The following is a 16,436-nucleotide window of genomic DNA, read 5'->3' as shown; positions in this document are numbered from 1 at the left end:
GGTTACTCAGCCCAGAAATTGCGTCATCCGCGCCGCCGCCGCGGTCCACGCGACCCCGCGATCGTCGAGCCATGCATCGTCGTAATAGGTGCAGGCATAGCGGTCGCCGCCATCGCACAACAAGGTGACGATGCTCCCCGTCTCACCCGCCGCCGCCATCTCCTCGACGATCTGCGCGCACGCCCAGAGGTTGGTCCCGGTCGAGCCACCGACACGCCGCCCGAGCCGGTCGGACAGCGCGCGCATCGCACCGATGCTGTCGGCATCCTCGACCGCGATCATCCGGTCGATCACGCTGGGCACGAAGCTCGGCTCGACCCGCGGCCGTCCGATCCCCTCGATCCGCGACGCGCACCCTTCGGGCAACGCGACCACCGAACGATCCTCGAAATGCCGGTGGAACACCGAGTGCACCGGGTCGGCGACGCACAATTTGGTGTCGTGCCGGCAATAGCGGATGAAGCGCCCGATCGTCGCCGACGTGCCGCCCGTCCCCGCGCCGCAGACGATCCAAGACGGGCACGGATGCTCCTCCTCGGCCATCTGCGCGAAGATGCTCTCGGCGATGTTGTTGTTGCCGCGCCAGTCGGTCGCGCGCTCGGCATAGGTGAACTGGTCGAGATAATGCCCACCCGTCTCGGCCGCCAAGCGGTGCGATACCGCGTAGACGGTGCGCGGATCGTCGACCATGTGGATCTCGCCGCCGTGGAAGCGGATCGCGTCGAGCTTGGGCTTTGCGGTCGTCGCCGGCACCACCGCGATGAACCGCAGCCCGAGCATTTTCGCGAAATACGCCTCCGACACCGCGGTCGACCCCGAAGAGGATTCGATCACCGTCGTCTCCGGCCCGATCCATTCGTTGCACAGCGCATACAGGAACAGCGACCGCGCGAGCCGATGCTTGAGGCTGCCGGTCGGGTGCGAACTCTCGTCCTTCAGATACAGGACGATACCGGGGAAACGCGGCAGGTCGACGCGGATCAGGTGGGTGTCGGCGGACCGGTTATAGTCCGCCTCGATCCGCCGCACCGCCTCCGACAACCAGTGCCGGTCGACGCGTTTTGCCGTCATTGCAGCCCGTGGCGGATCAGCATCGCGGTCGGCTCCGGGTCACGGCCACGAAACGCGCGGAAGCTCTCCGCCGCCGGTCGCGTCGCCCCGCGCGCAAGCACTTCCTCGCGGAACCGATCGCCGGTCTTGCGATCGACGAGCCCCGCTTCCGCGAACGCCTCGAAGCCATCCGCGGCCAGCAATTCCGCGTAGAGATAGCTGTAATAGCCCGACGCGTAGCCGCCCGCGAAAATGTGGCTGAACGCGTGCGGGAAGCGGTGCCATTCGGGCGGGCGGATCACCGCCACCTCGTCGCGCACCGCCTCGATCACCTCGATCGGATCGCTGCCCATCGTGCCGAGATGCAGCAGCAGGTCGAACAGAGCGAACTCGATCTGGCGCAGGATGAACATCCCCGCCTGGAAATGCCGCGCCTTCACCATCCGCTCGAACAGGTCGGCGGGCAGCTTCTCGCCGGTCTTGTAGTGGCCCGACATGCCGGTCAGCACGGCCTTGTCCCAGGCGAAATCCTCCATCAGCTGGCTCGGCAGCTCGATCGCGTCCCACTCGAACCCGTTGGTGCCGGCGATGCTCGGCCGGTTCACCTTGGTGAAGAGCAAGTGGATGCAATGGCCAGTCTCGTGCAGCAGCGTCGTCACGTCGTTGTGGCTCAGCAAAGACGGCGTTTCACCACCATCGGGTGCGAAGTTGCAAACCAGATACGCGACCGGCACCGTCACGGTGTTGCCGTCATGCAGGCGCGGCCGTGCCTGCGCCATCCATGCGCCGCCGCGCTTGCCGGTGCGGGCGTGCAGGTCGAGATAGAGGCCTGCGAACACCGTTCCGCTTTCGTCCACCACGTCGAAGAAGCGGGCGTCGTCGTGGTACAGCGAGACGTCTTCGCGCTCGACGAGCTTGATGCCGAACAGGCGCTGCATGAGCGTCTGCCAGCCTTCCATCACGCGCTCGACGGGGAAATACGTCTTCACCACCTGCGCATCGACCGCATAGCGATCCTGCCGCAGCCGGTTCGACACGAAGCCCGCATCCCACGGCTCGAAATCGGCGATCCCAAGCTGCTCGGCCGCAAACGTCTTCAGTTCGGCGAGGTCGCGCTCGGCCGCCGGCTTCGCGCGCCGCGCCAGATCGCGCAGGAACGCGATCACCTCGGCGCCGTTCGGAGCCATCTTGGTCTCCAGCGACCACGCGACCGGATCGGTGAAGCCGAGCAGCTTGGCGCCCTCGTGCCGGAGTTCGAGGATGCGCGCGATCCGGGCACTGTTGTCGAACTCGCCCGCGTTCGGCCCTTGGTCCGACGCACGCGTCGCGAATGCGCGGTACATGCGGGCGCGGAGGTCGCGGTTCTCGGCGAAGGTGAGTACGGCGTTGACGCTCGGCTGTTGCAGCGTGACGAGCCAACCCGCCTGCCCCTTCGCCTTAGCTGCATCCGCGAACATCGCCTTGTCCGCGTCCGAAATTCCGGCGAGATCGGCCTCGTCCGTCACCAGTTCGGACCACGCATCGGTCGCATCGAGTACCGCGCTGCCGAACTCGTTCGACAGGCCCGACAGCTCGACCGAGATCTCGCTGAACCGGTCGCGTGCGTCTGGCTCCAGCGCCACGCCCGACAGCGTGAAGTCGCGGATCGCCTGCTCGACCGCGACCCGGTCTTCAACGGCCAAGTCGGCGAACTCGGGCGACACGCTCAACGCCACGAACACCTCGTACAGATCGCGGTTCTGCCCGACCTTCATGTCGTTCTCGACGAGCCGCTTCTGCCCCTCCGAATACGCCGCGCGCAGCTCGGGCGTGTCCGCGACGCCGTGCAGGTGCGACACCGCCGACCAGATCGCGCCGATCTCGGTGTTCGCGCGCTCGTATGGCAGCCACGCACCCGCGAAATCGGTCGGCCGTGCGGTCGTCAGCGCCTCGACCATCGCCTCATGCCGCGCGATCGCCTCGTCCAGCGCCGGTGCGATCTGGTCGGGCGACAGTTCGGCGAAACGGGGCAGCGACAGCGTATCGAGAAGCGGGTTCGTCGGGGCAGTCATTTGGAATCCTTCAGCATTCGACGACGTTGACGGCCAGGCCACCAAGCGACGTCTCCTTATATTGCGAGCGCATGTCCTCACCGGTCTGGCGCATCGTCTCGATCACCGCATCGAGGCTGACGATATGGCGACCGTCCCCCCGCAGCGCCAGATACGCGGCGTTGATCGCCTTGATCGCGCCCATCGTGTTGCGCTCGATGCACGGAATCTGGACCAGCCCGCCGATCGGATCGCAGGTGAGGCCGAGGTTATGCTCCATGCCGATCTCTGCCGCATTCTCGATCTGTTCGTTGGTGCCGCCGAGCGCTGCGACCAGCGCCCCCGCCGCCATCGAACATGCGACGCCGACCTCGCCCTGGCACCCCATCTCCGCCGCCGAGATCGACGCGCGCTTCTTGTAGAGGAAGCCGATCGCCGCGGCGGTCAGCAGGAAATCGTGCGCGCCCTTCGCCGTCGGGTCCTTGGTAAAGGTTTCATAGAACCGCAGCACCGCGGGCAGCACACCCGCTGCGCCATTGGTCGGCGCGGTGACGACGCGGCCACCCGCGGCATTCTCTTCGTTCACCGCGAGCGCGTACAGGCTCACCCATTCGAACACGGCAGAGGGATCAGCGGCAGTATCGCGAGCCTGCAACCCCTCGAACAGCGCCTTTGCCCGACGCGGCACCTTCAATCCGCCCGGCAGGATACCGCCCTGCCGACAGCCGCGATCGATCGACGCGAACATCGCACCACGGACGGCATCGAGAAACGCATCCGTCTCGCTGTCCGGCCGCCACGCGATCTCGTTCTCGCGGACGATCTCGGCGATCGTCATCCCCGTCGCATCGCCCGTCGCGAGCAATTCCGCCCCCGACGAGAACGGCCGCGGCAACAGGATGTTAGCCTTGACCGGCCCAGACCCCGCCTCGACGATCGCGCCGCCGCCGATCGAGAAATAGGTCCGCTCGACAGTCCGCCCGTCGGCGAACGCGGCGGTGAAGGTCACCGCGTTGGGATGCCCCGGCAGAAATGTCTGCGCATGGAACAGCAGGTGCTGGCTCTCCTCGAACCCGATCTCGACCCGCTCCGCCAGCACCAGCCGCCCACTCGACCGGATCGCCGCCAGCCGCACCGGAATCAGGTCCGGATCGATCGTCTCCGGCTGCGCACCGCTGAGCCCCAGCATCACCGCGCTGTCGGTCGCATGCCCGCGCCCGGTCAGCGCCAGCGAGCCATACAGATCGACGCGCACCGCCACCGGCTTCTCATCCGCGACCAGATCGGCGAACAACCATGCAGCACGCATCGGCCCGACAGTATGCGAACTCGACGGCCCGATCCCGATCGTGAAGAGGTCGAGGATACTGATCGCCTGGTGGCAGTCGGGTCGGGCACGCGTGCGCTCGTCGGGGCGGTCGAAGGTCAGCGGATCCATCTACGCGCCATGCACCGCGCGGGCGCAGATGTCAGCCGGATTTCAGCCATTGCCGCAGCACCGCGGTGACCTCGCCCGGACGTTCCATCGGCGACAGGTGCCCGCAGCCGCGCAGCAGGTGGAAGCTGGCGCCCGGGATCCGCAACGAGAGCGCTAGCGCGTCCTCGGGCGTACAGATTCGGTCGCGATCGCCGACCGCGACCAGGGTGGGCACGTGGATCGCGGCGATCGCTTCGCTGATGTCGGGTCGGGCGAGCAACGCGCGTTGCTGGCGTTCGAAGACGATCGCACCGACGCGGTCCGCCATCGCCTGCGCCGGGCCACTGACGTTTGCCGACAGCCGTGGATCGGCATGCGGCGCGGTGGCGAGCATGCCCTGCCCCGCCACCGTGCGCGGGCGGACGTCCATCGACCCGCGCGTGCCGAACAAGGCGATCCGTTCGATCCGATCCGGCGCCTGCCGCACCATCTCCATCGCGACGTAGCCACCGAGACTCACGCCTGCGACCGCGAACCTCGCCGGTGCGCTGGCGAGCACGCGCGCCGCCATCGCCGACAGCGTATCGTCCTGCGACAGGTCGCCGAACTCGACCTGCGCGATGCCGGCGAGGTCGACGATCTGGCGGGCCCAGAGCTGCCCGTCGCAGCCCATCGCCGGGAGCAGGATCAGCGGGGTCCGCAACCGTTCGAGACGACGGGCGCGGATGCGGTTGCGGATTTGCGTGCGGGGAATGGCCATCGGATCAGGCCACGAACGGGAAAGCGAGCGCGATCATGCCGATGATCGTCATCACAACGCAGACCGCGACCGCGGGCACGAGCGTGAAGCGCTGGTGATCGGCGAGATCGATCCCGACCAGGCTGACCAGCAGATAGGTCGACGGCACCAGCGGGCTGAGCAGGTGGACCGGCTGGCCCATCAGCGACGCGCGGGCGATCGCCTCAGGCGCGACGCCGTAATGCGCGCCGGCCTCGGCGAGGATCGGCAGCATCCCGAAATAGAACGCGTCGTTCGAGATAAAGAAGGTGAACGGCATGCTCAGCACCGCGGTGATCGGTGCCATGTACGGCCCGAGCGCGGGCGGGATCACACCGACCACCGCCTTGCTCATCGCCTCGACCATGCCGGTGCCGCCGAGAATACCGGTGAAGATGCCCGCCGCGAAGATCAGCGACACCACCGCCAGCACGTTACCGGCATGCGCGGAAATGCGCTCCTTCTGGTCGGCGACGCCGGGATAGTTGACGATCATCGCGATCGCGAACGCCAGCATCATCAGCACCGACAGCGGCAGGATGCCCCATACCAGCAACGTCAGCAGCGTGATGACGAGCGCGGCGTTGAACCAGATCAGCTTGGGCCGGCGCGCCTCAGGATATTGCGAGACGGCCATGCCGGTGAACTCGGTGTCCGCGGTGATGCCTGCTTCACCCATCCGCGTCCGCTCCTTGCGGCCGAAATACACGGCCAGACCGATCAGGAAGGCGAGGCCAGCGATCATGCCGGGGATCAGCGGCAGGAACAGCGTCGCCGGATCAAGCTTCAAGGCACTCGCGGCACGCGCGGTCGGCCCGCCCCACGGCGTCAGGTTCATGATCCCGCTCGTCGTCATCAACAGGCAGACGAGGTACAGCCGGTTCATGTTGAAGCGCTTGTAGAGCGGCAGCAGCGCGGCGATCGTGATGATGTACGTCGTCGAGCCATCGCCATCGAGGCTGACGAGCGCGCACAGCACGACCGTTCCGATCAGGATCCGCATCGGATCGCCGTGGACCATCCGGATCAGCCGCCCGACCAGCGGATCGAACAGGCCGGTGTCCGTCATCGTCGAGAAGAACAGGATCGCGAACAGCAGCATGACGCCGGTCGGTGCGAGGTTCTTGATGCCGTCGATCATCATCGGGCCGAGACCCGCGGCCTCGCCCGCGAACACGCCGAAGATCGACGGAATCACGATGAGCGCGACGAGCGGCGTCATCTTCTTGGTCATGATCAACGTCATGAACGTGGCGACCATCAGGAAGCCGAGCAGGGCAAGGTTCATCGCATCGTCCTAGGAAAGGGCGTGAATAGGGAGATCAGAAGGTGACGCCGACCCGGGCGCTGAGCGTCTGCCCGCTGTCGTTGCCGACATAGTCGCCGGCGCGGTTGTCGGTGTTCCACTGGATCGCGTTCACCTGGAAACGGGTGAAGCTGTTGAGGTACCAGTTGACGCCTACAGTTGCCGCCCAGCCATCGCCGCCGGTCAGCAGATTGTCGAAATCGAGGCTTTCGTAGCGCGCGGTGAGTTCGATCGCGCCGACCCCGCCGTCGAACGTGGGCTTCAACACCTTGGGCTGGCCGAAGCTGCCAAGCCGCGGGTTGTACGGCGGCAGGTCGCCGGTCAGGAACAGACCGCCCGAGACGCTCCACGCCTTGCTGACGAAATCGGGACGTCCGCCGTCGAGCCGCGCGTTGCGGCGGCCTGCTTCGCCCATCACCCACAACGGCCCGCGATACCCGCCCAGCTCGACGCCGTAGCCGGTCGTACCCGTGCCGCCGATCAGCGGCCCGGTCGACACGCGTAGCGCACCGTTGAAGCGACCGCCGATCACCGTGTTGCGGGTCAGTGTGCCGGCGACCGACGATAGCGATTCGTCGAAGCCCCACGCGCCGATGTGCAGTACGCCGGTATCCGACTTGATCGGGTTCCAATGGGCGCGGCCGAGCACCGTGCGGCTGTCGCCAACCGTCTGCATGCCGTCGATCCGGTCGCCGGTGACGGTGACCGAGGCGTGGCCGGTCTTCCAAAAGATGCGCGGCATTACGCCGATGCCGTAGAAACCACGCTGCGGGATGATCGCGGTCGAGACGGTGGAGCGTTCGAGGAACGGCGTCGAATCCGAGCCCGTAGAGCCCTCGAAGCTGCGGTCGTTGAACAGATGACCGGCGCGGACGTCGTAATCGAGGCCGGGCTTGATCTTGTTGCGCCAGCCGACGAACGCGGTGACGACGTCGACCTCGTTCTCCGAGAAATCGCTCTCGAACTGGTAGAAGAAATGCGTGCCGACGCCGCCTTCGAGGCCAAGGCGGAGTGCGCGCATGCCGGTCGTCGTCATGTTGCGGCCGTCGTATTTCGAGCCGAAGCTGGAGCTGACGTCGGTCAGGATGCGGCCGCGCGGCTTGAACGTGTAGACGCCGTCCGCGGAGTGGAAGACGGGCAAGCCGGCGCCCCATTCGGTGGTCACGCCCGACGGATTGTCGCGCGCGGCGACCGCCTGCGCGACGCTACGGTCGGCGGGGCCGGGAGGGGCGAGCTGCGGCGCGAACGGCACGGTGCGACGCGGCTCGGTGTTCTGCGCGACCGCCTGCGGTGCTGCCTGCAAGGGTGCTGCCGGCGCGGACGCCTGCGTGACGGCGGCGTTGTTCTCCAGCCGGTCGAGCCGCGACTTCAACGCGGCGATCTCGGCAGCCTGCGCACGTACCAGCGCGGCAAGGTCGGCGTCGGTCGGAGCCTGCGCGAGTGCCGGGGTTGCTGCAATCAAGGCGAGTGCGGCGCACCCGGTACGGAAGAGGGTCATTGGGCTTTGGCTCCGGTGGCGAGAATCGCGGTCCAGTCGCGCAGGAAACGCTGGCGCTTGACGCGGTCGAGGTTGACGAGAAGTTGCGGGCCCACGCGGATCGGGCGCGCCTGGGCTTGGGGAAGGCGGCGGGCGGCCACGTCGGTGCGGACCGGCCACAGGCTGCGCTTGGCGAGCAGTGACTGGCCTTCGCGCGACAGCAGGAAATCGAGGAACAGCTTCGCCGCCGCCGGGTGCGCGGCCTCACGCGCGATGAACGCGATCCGCGAGGTGACGATCGTATAGTCCTGGAGGAACGCGACGCCGATCCGCGGGTCGGTGCGCGCCCGCTCGAGCGCGTACGAGCCGATGACGTTGTACGCGATCGCCTGCCGCCCCTCGGCGACGCCGCGCAGCATCGGCTCGCTGGTCTGCGCGAGGACGGGCTTGGTCGCCGCGATCGCCTCCAGCAGCGACCGCGTATCGCGCGTGATCGCGAGGTCCTCCGACAGATACAGATAGCCGACGTTGGAGCGTGCCGGGTCGAACGTCGTGACGCGACCGTTGAGCGCGCGGACGTTCTTCCGCAGCCATGTCTCCAGCGCGGCATGCGTGCGTGGCACCTGCGCGGCGGGCACGAGACGCTTGTTGTAGACGATCCCGATCGGCTCCGCGGTGACGCCGAAGCCCATGTTCTTCCACACCGACACCGGCGGCAGCGCGGGTTTTTCGGGGCTCGCATAGCCCTGCGCGAAGCCGTCGTTGATCAGCTTCACCTGAAGGTCCATCGCCGACGACCAGACGAGATCCGCCGACAATTTCCTGGCGCGCGTCTCGGTGACGAAGCGGCGATACATCTCGGTCGAGCCGAGATCGGCGTACAGCACGGTGATCCCCGGATACCGCTTCCGGAACGCGGAGACGACCGGCAGCAGTTCGGCGCGATCGGCATTGCCGTAGATCCGCACCTGCCGCTCGGCACGCGCGTCGGAGATCAACTGGTCGTAGGATCGCGGATAGCCCGCCGGGCGCTGTGCTACGAGCGGAGTCGCGGCGAAACTCGTAGCCAGCAGTGCCATCTTCAGAAAAATTCGGGCCATCATCACTCTCCTCGCCTTCCGTCTCTGTGTTCGGATAGACTGCATCGGTGGAGTACGAACCGAACCTGTCACCAACCTTTCATGGTTTTTCATGCGCATCCTGCTGATCGAGGACGACGCGGCGCTCGCGCGCAGCATCGGCGCGTTGCTGCGCGCGGGTGGCAATGCGGTTGATCACGTGGTGACCGGCGAGGACGCATTGTCGGTGGTCGCAGGCGAGCCCTATGCGCTGGTGATCCTCGACGTCGGTCTGCCGGGTATCGACGGCTTCTCGGTGCTCGAAACGCTGCGCCGTCGCGGCGAGCGGGTGCCGGTGCTGATGCTTACCGCACGCGATGCGCTAGACGACCGTGTGCGCGGTCTCGACCTCGGCGCCGACGATTACCTGCGGAAGCCGTTCGAGCCCGAAGAACTGGAGGCGCGTGTGCGCGCACTCGGACGTCGACGCGGCGGCGATCCGCTCCCGGTGCTCAGCGTCGGCACGCTGACGATCAACCGCTCGACTGGCGACGCCGACATCGCCGGCCGCGCGCTCGACTTGCGCCGTCGCGAACGCGCGGTGCTGGAAACGCTGGCGACACGCGCAGGCCGCGTGGTGCCCCGCGAACTCCTGATCGGCGAAGTGTTCGGGTTCGACGAGCCGGTCGGCGGCAACGCGATCGAGGTCCACGTCACCCGCCTGCGCACCAAGCTCGCGCCGGACGGCCCCGGTATCCGCACCGTCCGCGGCGTCGGCTACATGCTCGATGCTGGCTGAGGCGCCGAGTACGGAACGGCGCGCGCTCGCGCTCAGGACGCGCCTGCTGGCAGCGGTGCTCGGCCCGCTGCTGGCGGCGGCGATCCTGATCGGCGTGGTCGGCGCGACGCTGATCGCCGACGTCGTCCGCCGCACCAATGACCGCGTGCTCGGCGGGGCACTCGGCGCGATCGCGGAGACGGTGCAGGTCGAGCGCGGCGAGGTGACGCTCGACCTGCCCGCCGCCGCGTTCGGGATGCTGGAGAACACCGAGCGCGATAACGTCTATTACCGTGTCGCCGTCGGCAGCGACCTGCTGACCGGCTATGCGGACCTACCAGCCCCCGATCCTGCAACGCTCGCGGTCGACGTGCCGCGCTACCGCTTCGCCCGCTACCGCAACCAGCAGATCCGGATCGCCGAAGTCCGCCGATCGCTCCCTCGCATCGACAAGCCGGTCATCGTCCAGATCGCCGAGACGCTCGACAACCGCGGCGCACTCACCCGCCGCCTGATGCTAGCGCTGTTGATCGGCGAATGCGTCCTGGTCGGTGCGGCGGCGCTGCTCCTCCGCCCCGCATTAGGCTGGAGCCTCCGTCCCCTCGCGCGCCTCCGCGGCGCAGTCGAAGCGCGCGACGAACGCGCCCGCCCCGATTTCTCGCCGCTCGACACCGGCCCGCTTCCCAGCGAACTCCGCCCGCTCGCCGGCGCGTTCGACCGCCTCCTGGCGCAGCTCGACACAGCCACCGTCGGCGTCCGACGCTTCACCGCCGACGCCTCGCACCAGATGCGCACGCCCCTGTCGGTGCTGAAGGTCCAGGTCGCACTCGCCCGCCGCGGCTCGGACGCAGAACGCCGCGAGGCGCTCGACGAGATCGCCGACGCGGTCGCCCGGCTCGAACGCCTCGTCACGCAACTGCTCGCGCTCGCCCGCGCCGAGGAGGCCGGCGTATCCGCACCACTCGAGGCGGTCGACCTCCGCGAAGTCGCCGCCGCGGTCATCACCCGCCGGATCAACCAGGCGATCGAGGCCGGTGTCGACCTGACCCTGGACGTCGAAAATAGCGAGGCTGACGAGGCGGGCGACCTGCCGTATATCGTCTCCGGCCACCGCACGCTGATCTTCGAGATCCTGTCCAACCTGATCGACAACGGGATCCGCTATAATCATGTCGATCGGCGCGTTGGCGGCACGGTTTCGGTCAGGCTCGTCGCGACGGCGGCGGATACAACGATCATCGTCGCCGACGACGGCCCCGGCATCGCTCCATCCCACCGCGCTACGGTGTTCGATCGGTTTGTCCGCCTCGGCGGCGTCGACAGCCCGGAGGGAAGCGGTCTCGGCCTCGCCATCGTCCGATCCGCCGCGGCCCGGCTGAACGCGACGATCGCATTTGCCGACGTCGATCACGGCACGACCTTGATCCTGCGATTTCCGCGATCCTCGGCCGCCGTCGATCGAAACAGATGATCCGGACATGCTGCCCCGCGACGTTTTCAACCGAGCCGGCTTGGCGCGCGATCGCCGAAGCCTGACAGGTCGCGGCTTAAGGGAGGTAGCGAGAGGCGGCCGGCTGCACGCACGACCGCCATCTCACGATGCCGGACGGTGCGCGCTCAGTGCACGCCCTGCTTCCGCGCGCCCACGATCAGACCACGGGCAATCTGGCGGACCGCCTCGTCGTCCTTGGTATCGTCGGTCGCCGGGTCGCCGAGATGATCCAGGCTCTGCTCCATGAAGTCGAGAAGCCCGGCGTGCCGCGCCTCGACATATTCCATGAGCTTGAACAGCAGATGCTCGGTGGCGATCTCGCGCTGTCGCGTCTGGGTTGCAGTGTCGGGCGTCATTACGTTGCGGCCTGCTCGGAGGCGTCGAACTCGTTGAACGCCTCGCGCACTTCGCTCGCAGTCGCCTCGTCGGCAACCTCGACGTGCACGACGACCTTGCCGTTCAGTTCGGCATCGTCGCGGGCTTCGGGGCTTGGTCCGCCGGCCTTGTTGTCCGAACCGTCTTCTGCGACGCCTGCCGTATTCTCGTTCCCATCGGCAGCAATCACGACCTTCGCGCGATCGATCTCGAATTGCTGCACGAGCCGCTCCACCGTCATTTCGGCTTCGCGCCTGGTATCGAATTTTGCGGTCAATTTCATGATGCTAACCCTCAAGCCGGCATGGCTCGACAGGACAACCCCTCAGATCGCGGGTGGTGCCATGCACCCCGCCGGCCGGACGCCGATCGACATCGCCTCGTCGCCGATCTCGCGCCGCGACCTGAACCGGCACAGCTACATGCTGGTCAGACTGCGAGACCGCGACGCTTGATCTCGCCCAGCAATGCTTCGGCAACCGGATGCCCGACCTCGCCACCGGATTGCCGATAGGCGTTCGTCAGGTCTGCATCCGACGCTTCAGTCAACAGGTCCCGGACTTCCGCACTGAACCCGTCGACTTCCTCGGCCGCAGCCTCCGCAGCATCGTTGCTGGTCACGGCCGGCTCGTCGCCGGGCGCGGGCGCATGCGCCATCACGGCATCCTGCTTGAAGAGGTCGAACGCGTCGGCGGCTTCGCTGCGCTCCTCCAGGGCGATTTGGAGGAGGGTGTAGAGGTCGAGCGGCGATGCGGTGTTTTCCATATCGCAACCTATGCCCGCTCAGGTGATTCGGGCAAACCGTTCAAATGCGTTTCAACGAAGGTCGCCGCGGTGGCGATCGGTTCCGTCGCGAAACCACAGAGTCTCGGTTGAAACCCAGCAGTCCGCTGAATGTACAAAGCCCGTCCCAAGACCGCAGGATTCGAAGAGACCGGTGGGTGGCGGAGCGGGAGACCATCTTATCAAGCTATGATTAGCGCGGTAATTACTCGATAGTTTATCGGGTAAATCGTGCGCTCGACAGTCGCAACCTCTCGTATCTCGCCTTCATATTGACGCGCAGCGAGACCCACCGAGGGGACATTCATTCCGCTGCCGCGGATCGGGGCGAGGCAACAGCGGAGTCGGCAAAGACCCTGTGCGGGGGCTCGTTCGATGGACGGGCGGTAGCGCACGAAGCTCTTTTTCAGTCTCCGAACTTTGCCCTGCCTCATCAGGATAGAACGCGTGGCTGTGACAGTCAGAAGCCACGGACCCAGTTGACAACGGATTGTAAGAAAGTTCTCCTGCCGATCTCACGACTCGGGAGATAGTCATGTTCAAAAAAGTGCTGACAGCGGCCGCACTTGCAGCATTTTGCGCAGTTGGGATAACCGCGCCCGTTCAGGCCCAAGGGAAGAAGCAGGAGTTTCGGGTCGTCTGGTATACAGACGAAAGCTACACGCAGATTTCTGGACAATCGATCCGATTCTGTGATGGGACGTTCTTCAAGAACGGCACACCGACCCTTTACGAGGAAGAGACTTACTACGGCTGTTAAGCGCCGAACTCAGGGCCTTCCTCGTCTGGGTAAAACGCATACGGATCAGATATCGGCCGTACTGCGAGTTGCATCGGACGAGGTTGTGCCGGCTTCGGAACATCAGCGACCGGATCGGGCAGGGTAGGTACCCCGCCTCGGAACCCGATCCGGATATAGGCCCCGCTACCGTGCATCGCCTGAAAGACCGCGGTCGCGTCGAGTGCGGATTGCGGGGGCCGCTGCCGGTCAGGCGATGGCAGTGGCTCTGGATCCCGGTGACGATCGCCGGGCTGCTCGCGTTCGGCTGGCTGTCGTTTCGATGATGACCGACCGGGTGATGACCGAGCGCGAGGTGATGGTGAAGGCGATCAGCGATCCTTGCAGAGCATGGCGCGCTGACCGCCGACTATATCATCGCGCAGCTGGGCGACGTCATTGGAAACCAGATAGCGGTGGAGGACTGGCGCCGCGTCGCTGCCGCTGTCGATCAGATCACCGCACCCTCTCCGCACGGCGCGATCAGGAGGCTGCAGTTCGACGGGATCTTGAAACCTCCCGAGCACGGCGTCCGCTTGGCCCTTGCCTACCTCTATTCGATCACGCTGACGAAGAGCCGAGAGTCGTTCGACGAGCTATGGCGAACGCTGATCGGGCGAGGGCAGCCCCATAAAGAGAGCTTCCGATCGACATGGGCGAATACGCAGTTCGCTGGGATTTGCCGAGACGTGGGAGTGGCCCAAGATATCGACTTCGTTGCGGCGTTGGCGCGCGCTGGGAACTCATCCGACCCGAGCAGCCCAGGCAGGAGAAAACCCGGAGTGCGTTCTTAAGCCGTGCTCGCTAAGTTTTGGCTGTCGCGGCGAGTATTATTCAATCGTGCTCGTCACACGTCCTCGTCGCGACACTGTTCCGAATCGGGAATCTTTGGTTGTTGATCGTCGCGCTGGGCAGGCGATATACCCTATACATCGCAGCGGGTTGAGCTTTCCCAAGACGCCTCCCCGCTGCGGTGCAATCTCAGAATTTCCTGATACAGGCTGGCCTGTCTTGGCGTCATCTCTGCCTTGGTGAGCGATGCCGCGATACTGCTCAGTTTCCTGCGGCCGTCTCGATTACCGCGGTTGCTGCCACTGCCTGGTTCAGCGCGGCAAGCTGCTCCGAGGCCGTTGCTGCATACCGCGCTGCCAATAGACCGCGTTCCGCCAGCGACATGGCCAGGCGCACGCGCGCCGCGCGCTCCGGCGACAAGAATGGGAGCACGAGCACGGCCGTTGACGCGATGCGGCCATACGCAGCGTGAGACCGATCGATCGCGGACTCGATCTGCGCAGCCTGCCCGGTCGACGGGGTCGGCATCGTCGCGCAGTCGGCGAGCATCATCGACGCCGCCAGCGCGAGGGCAAGGCGCTTCGGGTAGCGCGTCAGTTGGCTCGCCCTTTATCTCCAAAATTGGGGAGGGCCATTACGCGGCGGGCTTGTCTTCGCCGCCGGGCAGAGTCTTGCGCAACCGGCCAAGTGCGATGGCAATTATGCCGGCACCAAGCGCGCCGAAGCCGGTACCGATCATCAGCGCCATCGCCGGATCACGCCGCAGACGGATTACTCCGGCCGCGGCGAACATGACGGCGAGCAGTGTCACCGGCAGGTCGACAGTCCAGCGATGCTGCTCGCGTCCAGTCTGGACGACGTAGAACCGGACCGCCAGACAAGCGCAGATTGCCGCGATCATGCTGCCGGCTTCGAAAGGATAGCCGACGAAATACCAGATCGCCGGGCCGGCCACCGTGACCACTGCGCCGCGGTCGCTGGCGATAGCCGCCGCAGCGACCGGTAGAAATGCCCCCATGGTAGCCCCCGCTTTCCAGATCATCGAGTGGACACCACGCCGATCGCGGCGATGAGGCTGAGGAGGCCGATCGCGGCCGGACGTTTGAGCATGGGCAAGCTAGCCCAAATATCGATCGGGAACGGACGCCGACGCAGCCGCGCGACCATGCCGCGCGACGACAGATAGAGCATGCCAAGCCCGGTTACGCCGAACAGCAGCGCAAAAGGATTTATGAAGCACTTGAGCGTCAGATACCAACCGGTCGCCACTGGATCGCGCGGGTTCCAGTTCCAGAGTGAGATCGCTTCACCGCCGCAGCGGATGACGATCGCCAGCGCGAAGCAGAACCCGGCAACGCGCCAGATCGTGACCGAGTGGTTCCAAAGGTCCCGCCCGCGGTTGCGACGCCAAGCGAGCCAAGCATTATCGGGACAGGTCGTGCGAGCAGTGCCGCGGATGGGGGCTGCGGATAGATCCGAAATGGACTATGCTGCGCTGCACACTGAGGGAGATGGTCGATGACCGAAGTTCTCGTGTTGGCGCTGGTCGCCGTCGTTGCCGCGCTGCTCGCTAGTCATGTCAGAAAACACCGTCGACGCGATTTCAGACGCCAGGTCCGACAGCGCCACTTCGAAGAGCTGCGACGGTGGGAGGAAATGACCAAGCCAAGAAATTCACGGTGAGTTAGGTGGGCAGGGTCCAGCGGAGGCCAACGACCTGCACCTCGTTCCCGGTGCCGCCGACGATCGGCCGGCGCGGATCCAGCGACACCTGGCAGGCGACCGCGCCGGTCGACCCGACGAGCCATGCCGAATGCACGATCGCCGCGCTCGCGTCGGCGGAGATCACCGGCACGCGGTTTAGAAGCAGATCGCCGGTCAGGACGCCGTCGACCGTCTCGACGATGAGATCGCCCTCGATCACAGGCTCGTCGGGATAGCCGAGCAGGAATCGAATGCCGTCCGAGATGCGCAGCCGAACGCCGGTGCCGAGGGCGGCGAAACCTCCGCTGGTCACGAGTGCTACCTTCGCCGCGGCGAGGGCCTATTGTCCGTTCATATGAGGCTCCTTTGAAATGTCCGGCTACTGTCGGGCTGGCCAGTGTCGGGTCCGCGACGTCGCGCGATCAGCTGGCCGGACACTGGGTAGACTGCGACACCGGTGAAATCGGCAGCGCCTGCAGAGCCAACCCATTCTGCGGTACCGCGGCGCTTGGTGGTCGTGCCCGCGCCCAAGCTGATATCGAACGATGCGTCGTCGTTGCCGCCAACCACGACGATCCGAACCGTCTTGTTCGCGACGTCGTGCATGCGGTCGATCAC

The 16,436-nt window shown here is 66.1% G+C and carries 21 protein-coding genes; 6 read left to right on the top strand and 15 right to left on the bottom strand.

Going from position 1 to position 16,436, the window contains the following annotated elements; genetic code table 11:
- Positions 1 to 6 precede the first annotated feature (6 nt).
- Genes VH567_RS13500 through VH567_RS13470 form a run of 7 tightly spaced genes read right to left on the bottom strand, consistent with a single transcriptional unit; the run spans position 7 to position 9,158 of the window.
- A complete protein-coding gene (locus tag VH567_RS13500; protein WP_423326771.1) occupies positions 7 to 1,071 on the bottom strand; it encodes a PLP-dependent cysteine synthase family protein in 1,065 nt (354 codons plus the stop codon).
- Positions 1,068 to 3,101, bottom strand: a complete 2,034-nt coding sequence (locus VH567_RS13495) for a M3 family metallopeptidase (RefSeq protein ID WP_423326770.1) — start codon at positions 3,099 to 3,101, stop codon at positions 1,068 to 1,070. The genes VH567_RS13500 and VH567_RS13495 overlap by 4 nt, the downstream gene beginning before the upstream one ends.
- Positions 3,102 to 3,111: 10 nt before the next feature.
- Complete coding sequence (locus VH567_RS13490) at positions 3,112 to 4,518, bottom strand: L-serine ammonia-lyase (RefSeq protein WP_423326769.1); 1,407 nt, start codon at positions 4,516 to 4,518, stop codon at positions 3,112 to 3,114.
- A 31-nt stretch (positions 4,519 to 4,549) separates the two neighbouring features.
- The gene (locus tag VH567_RS13485; protein ID WP_423326768.1) at positions 4,550 to 5,257 is read right to left on the bottom strand and encodes an alpha/beta fold hydrolase; all 708 of its coding nucleotides are present in this window, start codon (positions 5,255 to 5,257) and stop codon (positions 4,550 to 4,552) included.
- A 4-nt stretch (positions 5,258 to 5,261) separates the two neighbouring features.
- The gene (locus VH567_RS13480) at positions 5,262 to 6,563 is read right to left on the bottom strand and encodes a CitMHS family transporter (protein WP_423326767.1); all 1,302 of its coding nucleotides are present in this window, start codon (positions 6,561 to 6,563) and stop codon (positions 5,262 to 5,264) included.
- A 34-nt stretch (positions 6,564 to 6,597) separates the two neighbouring features.
- The gene (locus tag VH567_RS13475) at positions 6,598 to 8,079 is read right to left on the bottom strand and encodes a porin (protein ID WP_423326766.1); all 1,482 of its coding nucleotides are present in this window, start codon (positions 8,077 to 8,079) and stop codon (positions 6,598 to 6,600) included.
- A complete protein-coding gene (locus tag VH567_RS13470; protein WP_423326765.1) occupies positions 8,076 to 9,158 on the bottom strand; it encodes an ABC transporter substrate-binding protein in 1,083 nt (360 codons plus the stop codon). The genes VH567_RS13475 and VH567_RS13470 overlap by 4 nt, the downstream gene beginning before the upstream one ends.
- 91 nt (positions 9,159 to 9,249) lie before the next feature.
- Between VH567_RS13470 and VH567_RS13465 the strand changes: the two genes are divergently transcribed.
- A complete protein-coding gene (locus VH567_RS13465) occupies positions 9,250 to 9,915 on the top strand; it encodes a response regulator transcription factor (protein ID WP_423326764.1) in 666 nt (221 codons plus the stop codon).
- Complete coding sequence (locus VH567_RS13460; protein ID WP_423326763.1) at positions 9,905 to 11,365, top strand: sensor histidine kinase; 1,461 nt, start codon at positions 9,905 to 9,907, stop codon at positions 11,363 to 11,365. The genes VH567_RS13465 and VH567_RS13460 overlap by 11 nt, the downstream gene beginning before the upstream one ends.
- Positions 11,366 to 11,511: 146 nt before the next feature.
- Here the strand turns inward: VH567_RS13460 and VH567_RS13455 are convergent, their stop codons facing one another.
- Positions 11,512 to 11,742, bottom strand: a complete 231-nt coding sequence (locus VH567_RS13455) for a hypothetical protein (protein WP_423326762.1) — start codon at positions 11,740 to 11,742, stop codon at positions 11,512 to 11,514.
- Positions 11,742 to 12,044 (bottom strand): hypothetical protein, encoded by a 303-nt coding sequence (locus VH567_RS13450; protein ID WP_423326761.1) that lies wholly within the window; start codon positions 12,042 to 12,044, stop codon positions 11,742 to 11,744. The genes VH567_RS13455 and VH567_RS13450 overlap by 1 nt, the downstream gene beginning before the upstream one ends.
- On the opposite strand from VH567_RS13450, the gene VH567_RS13445 reads away from it, so the two are divergent.
- Positions 12,043 to 12,216, top strand: coding sequence for a hypothetical protein (locus VH567_RS13445; RefSeq protein ID WP_423326760.1), 174 nt, complete (start codon positions 12,043 to 12,045; stop codon positions 12,214 to 12,216). The two genes, VH567_RS13450 and VH567_RS13445, sit on opposite strands and share 2 nt — an antisense overlap.
- Here the strand turns inward: VH567_RS13445 and VH567_RS13440 are convergent.
- Complete coding sequence (locus VH567_RS13440; RefSeq protein WP_423326759.1) at positions 12,191 to 12,526, bottom strand: hypothetical protein; 336 nt, start codon at positions 12,524 to 12,526, stop codon at positions 12,191 to 12,193. The two genes, VH567_RS13445 and VH567_RS13440, sit on opposite strands and share 26 nt — an antisense overlap.
- Positions 12,527 to 13,079: 553 nt before the next feature.
- Between VH567_RS13440 and VH567_RS13435 the strand changes: the two genes are divergently transcribed.
- Positions 13,080 to 13,304, top strand: coding sequence for a hypothetical protein (locus VH567_RS13435; protein ID WP_423326758.1), 225 nt, complete (start codon positions 13,080 to 13,082; stop codon positions 13,302 to 13,304).
- Between the two features lie 170 nt (positions 13,305 to 13,474).
- A complete protein-coding gene (locus VH567_RS13430) occupies positions 13,475 to 13,609 on the top strand; it encodes a hypothetical protein (RefSeq protein ID WP_423326757.1) in 135 nt (44 codons plus the stop codon).
- Between the two features lie 766 nt (positions 13,610 to 14,375).
- On the opposite strand, the gene VH567_RS13425 is transcribed toward VH567_RS13430, so the two are convergent.
- The 3 genes from VH567_RS13425 to VH567_RS13415 form a co-directional block, all read right to left on the bottom strand.
- Positions 14,376 to 14,666, bottom strand: a complete 291-nt coding sequence (locus VH567_RS13425) for a hypothetical protein (RefSeq protein WP_423326756.1) — start codon at positions 14,664 to 14,666, stop codon at positions 14,376 to 14,378.
- Between the two features lie 82 nt (positions 14,667 to 14,748).
- On the bottom strand, positions 14,749 to 15,132 hold the full coding sequence (locus VH567_RS13420) for a hypothetical protein (protein ID WP_423326755.1): 384 nt from the start codon (positions 15,130 to 15,132) through the stop codon (positions 14,749 to 14,751).
- 20 nt (positions 15,133 to 15,152) lie between these two features.
- Positions 15,153 to 15,383 carry a hypothetical protein gene (locus VH567_RS13415; protein WP_423326754.1) on the bottom strand — a complete coding sequence of 77 codons (231 nt, stop codon included), beginning with the start codon at positions 15,381 to 15,383 and terminating at the stop codon, positions 15,153 to 15,155.
- 249 nt (positions 15,384 to 15,632) lie between these two features.
- On the opposite strand from VH567_RS13415, the gene VH567_RS13410 reads away from it, so the two are divergent.
- The gene (locus VH567_RS13410; protein ID WP_423326753.1) at positions 15,633 to 15,797 is read left to right on the top strand and encodes a hypothetical protein; all 165 of its coding nucleotides are present in this window, start codon (positions 15,633 to 15,635) and stop codon (positions 15,795 to 15,797) included.
- Position 15,798: 1 nt separating this feature from the next.
- Here the strand turns inward: VH567_RS13410 and VH567_RS13405 are convergent, their stop codons facing one another.
- Both VH567_RS13405 and VH567_RS13400 read right to left on the bottom strand, forming a co-directional pair.
- Positions 15,799 to 16,131 carry a hypothetical protein gene (locus tag VH567_RS13405; RefSeq protein WP_423326752.1) on the bottom strand — a complete coding sequence of 111 codons (333 nt, stop codon included), beginning with the start codon at positions 16,129 to 16,131 and terminating at the stop codon, positions 15,799 to 15,801.
- Positions 16,132 to 16,169: 38 nt separating this feature from the next.
- Positions 16,170 to 16,436, bottom strand: a complete 267-nt coding sequence (locus VH567_RS13400; RefSeq protein WP_423326751.1) for a hypothetical protein — start codon at positions 16,434 to 16,436, stop codon at positions 16,170 to 16,172.

Source organism: Sphingomonas sp. 4RDLI-65 (genome assembly GCF_049472435.1).
GTDB lineage: Bacteria > Pseudomonadota > Alphaproteobacteria > Sphingomonadales > Sphingomonadaceae > Sphingomonas.
This window is presented reverse-complemented; position numbering and strand designations above follow the sequence as displayed.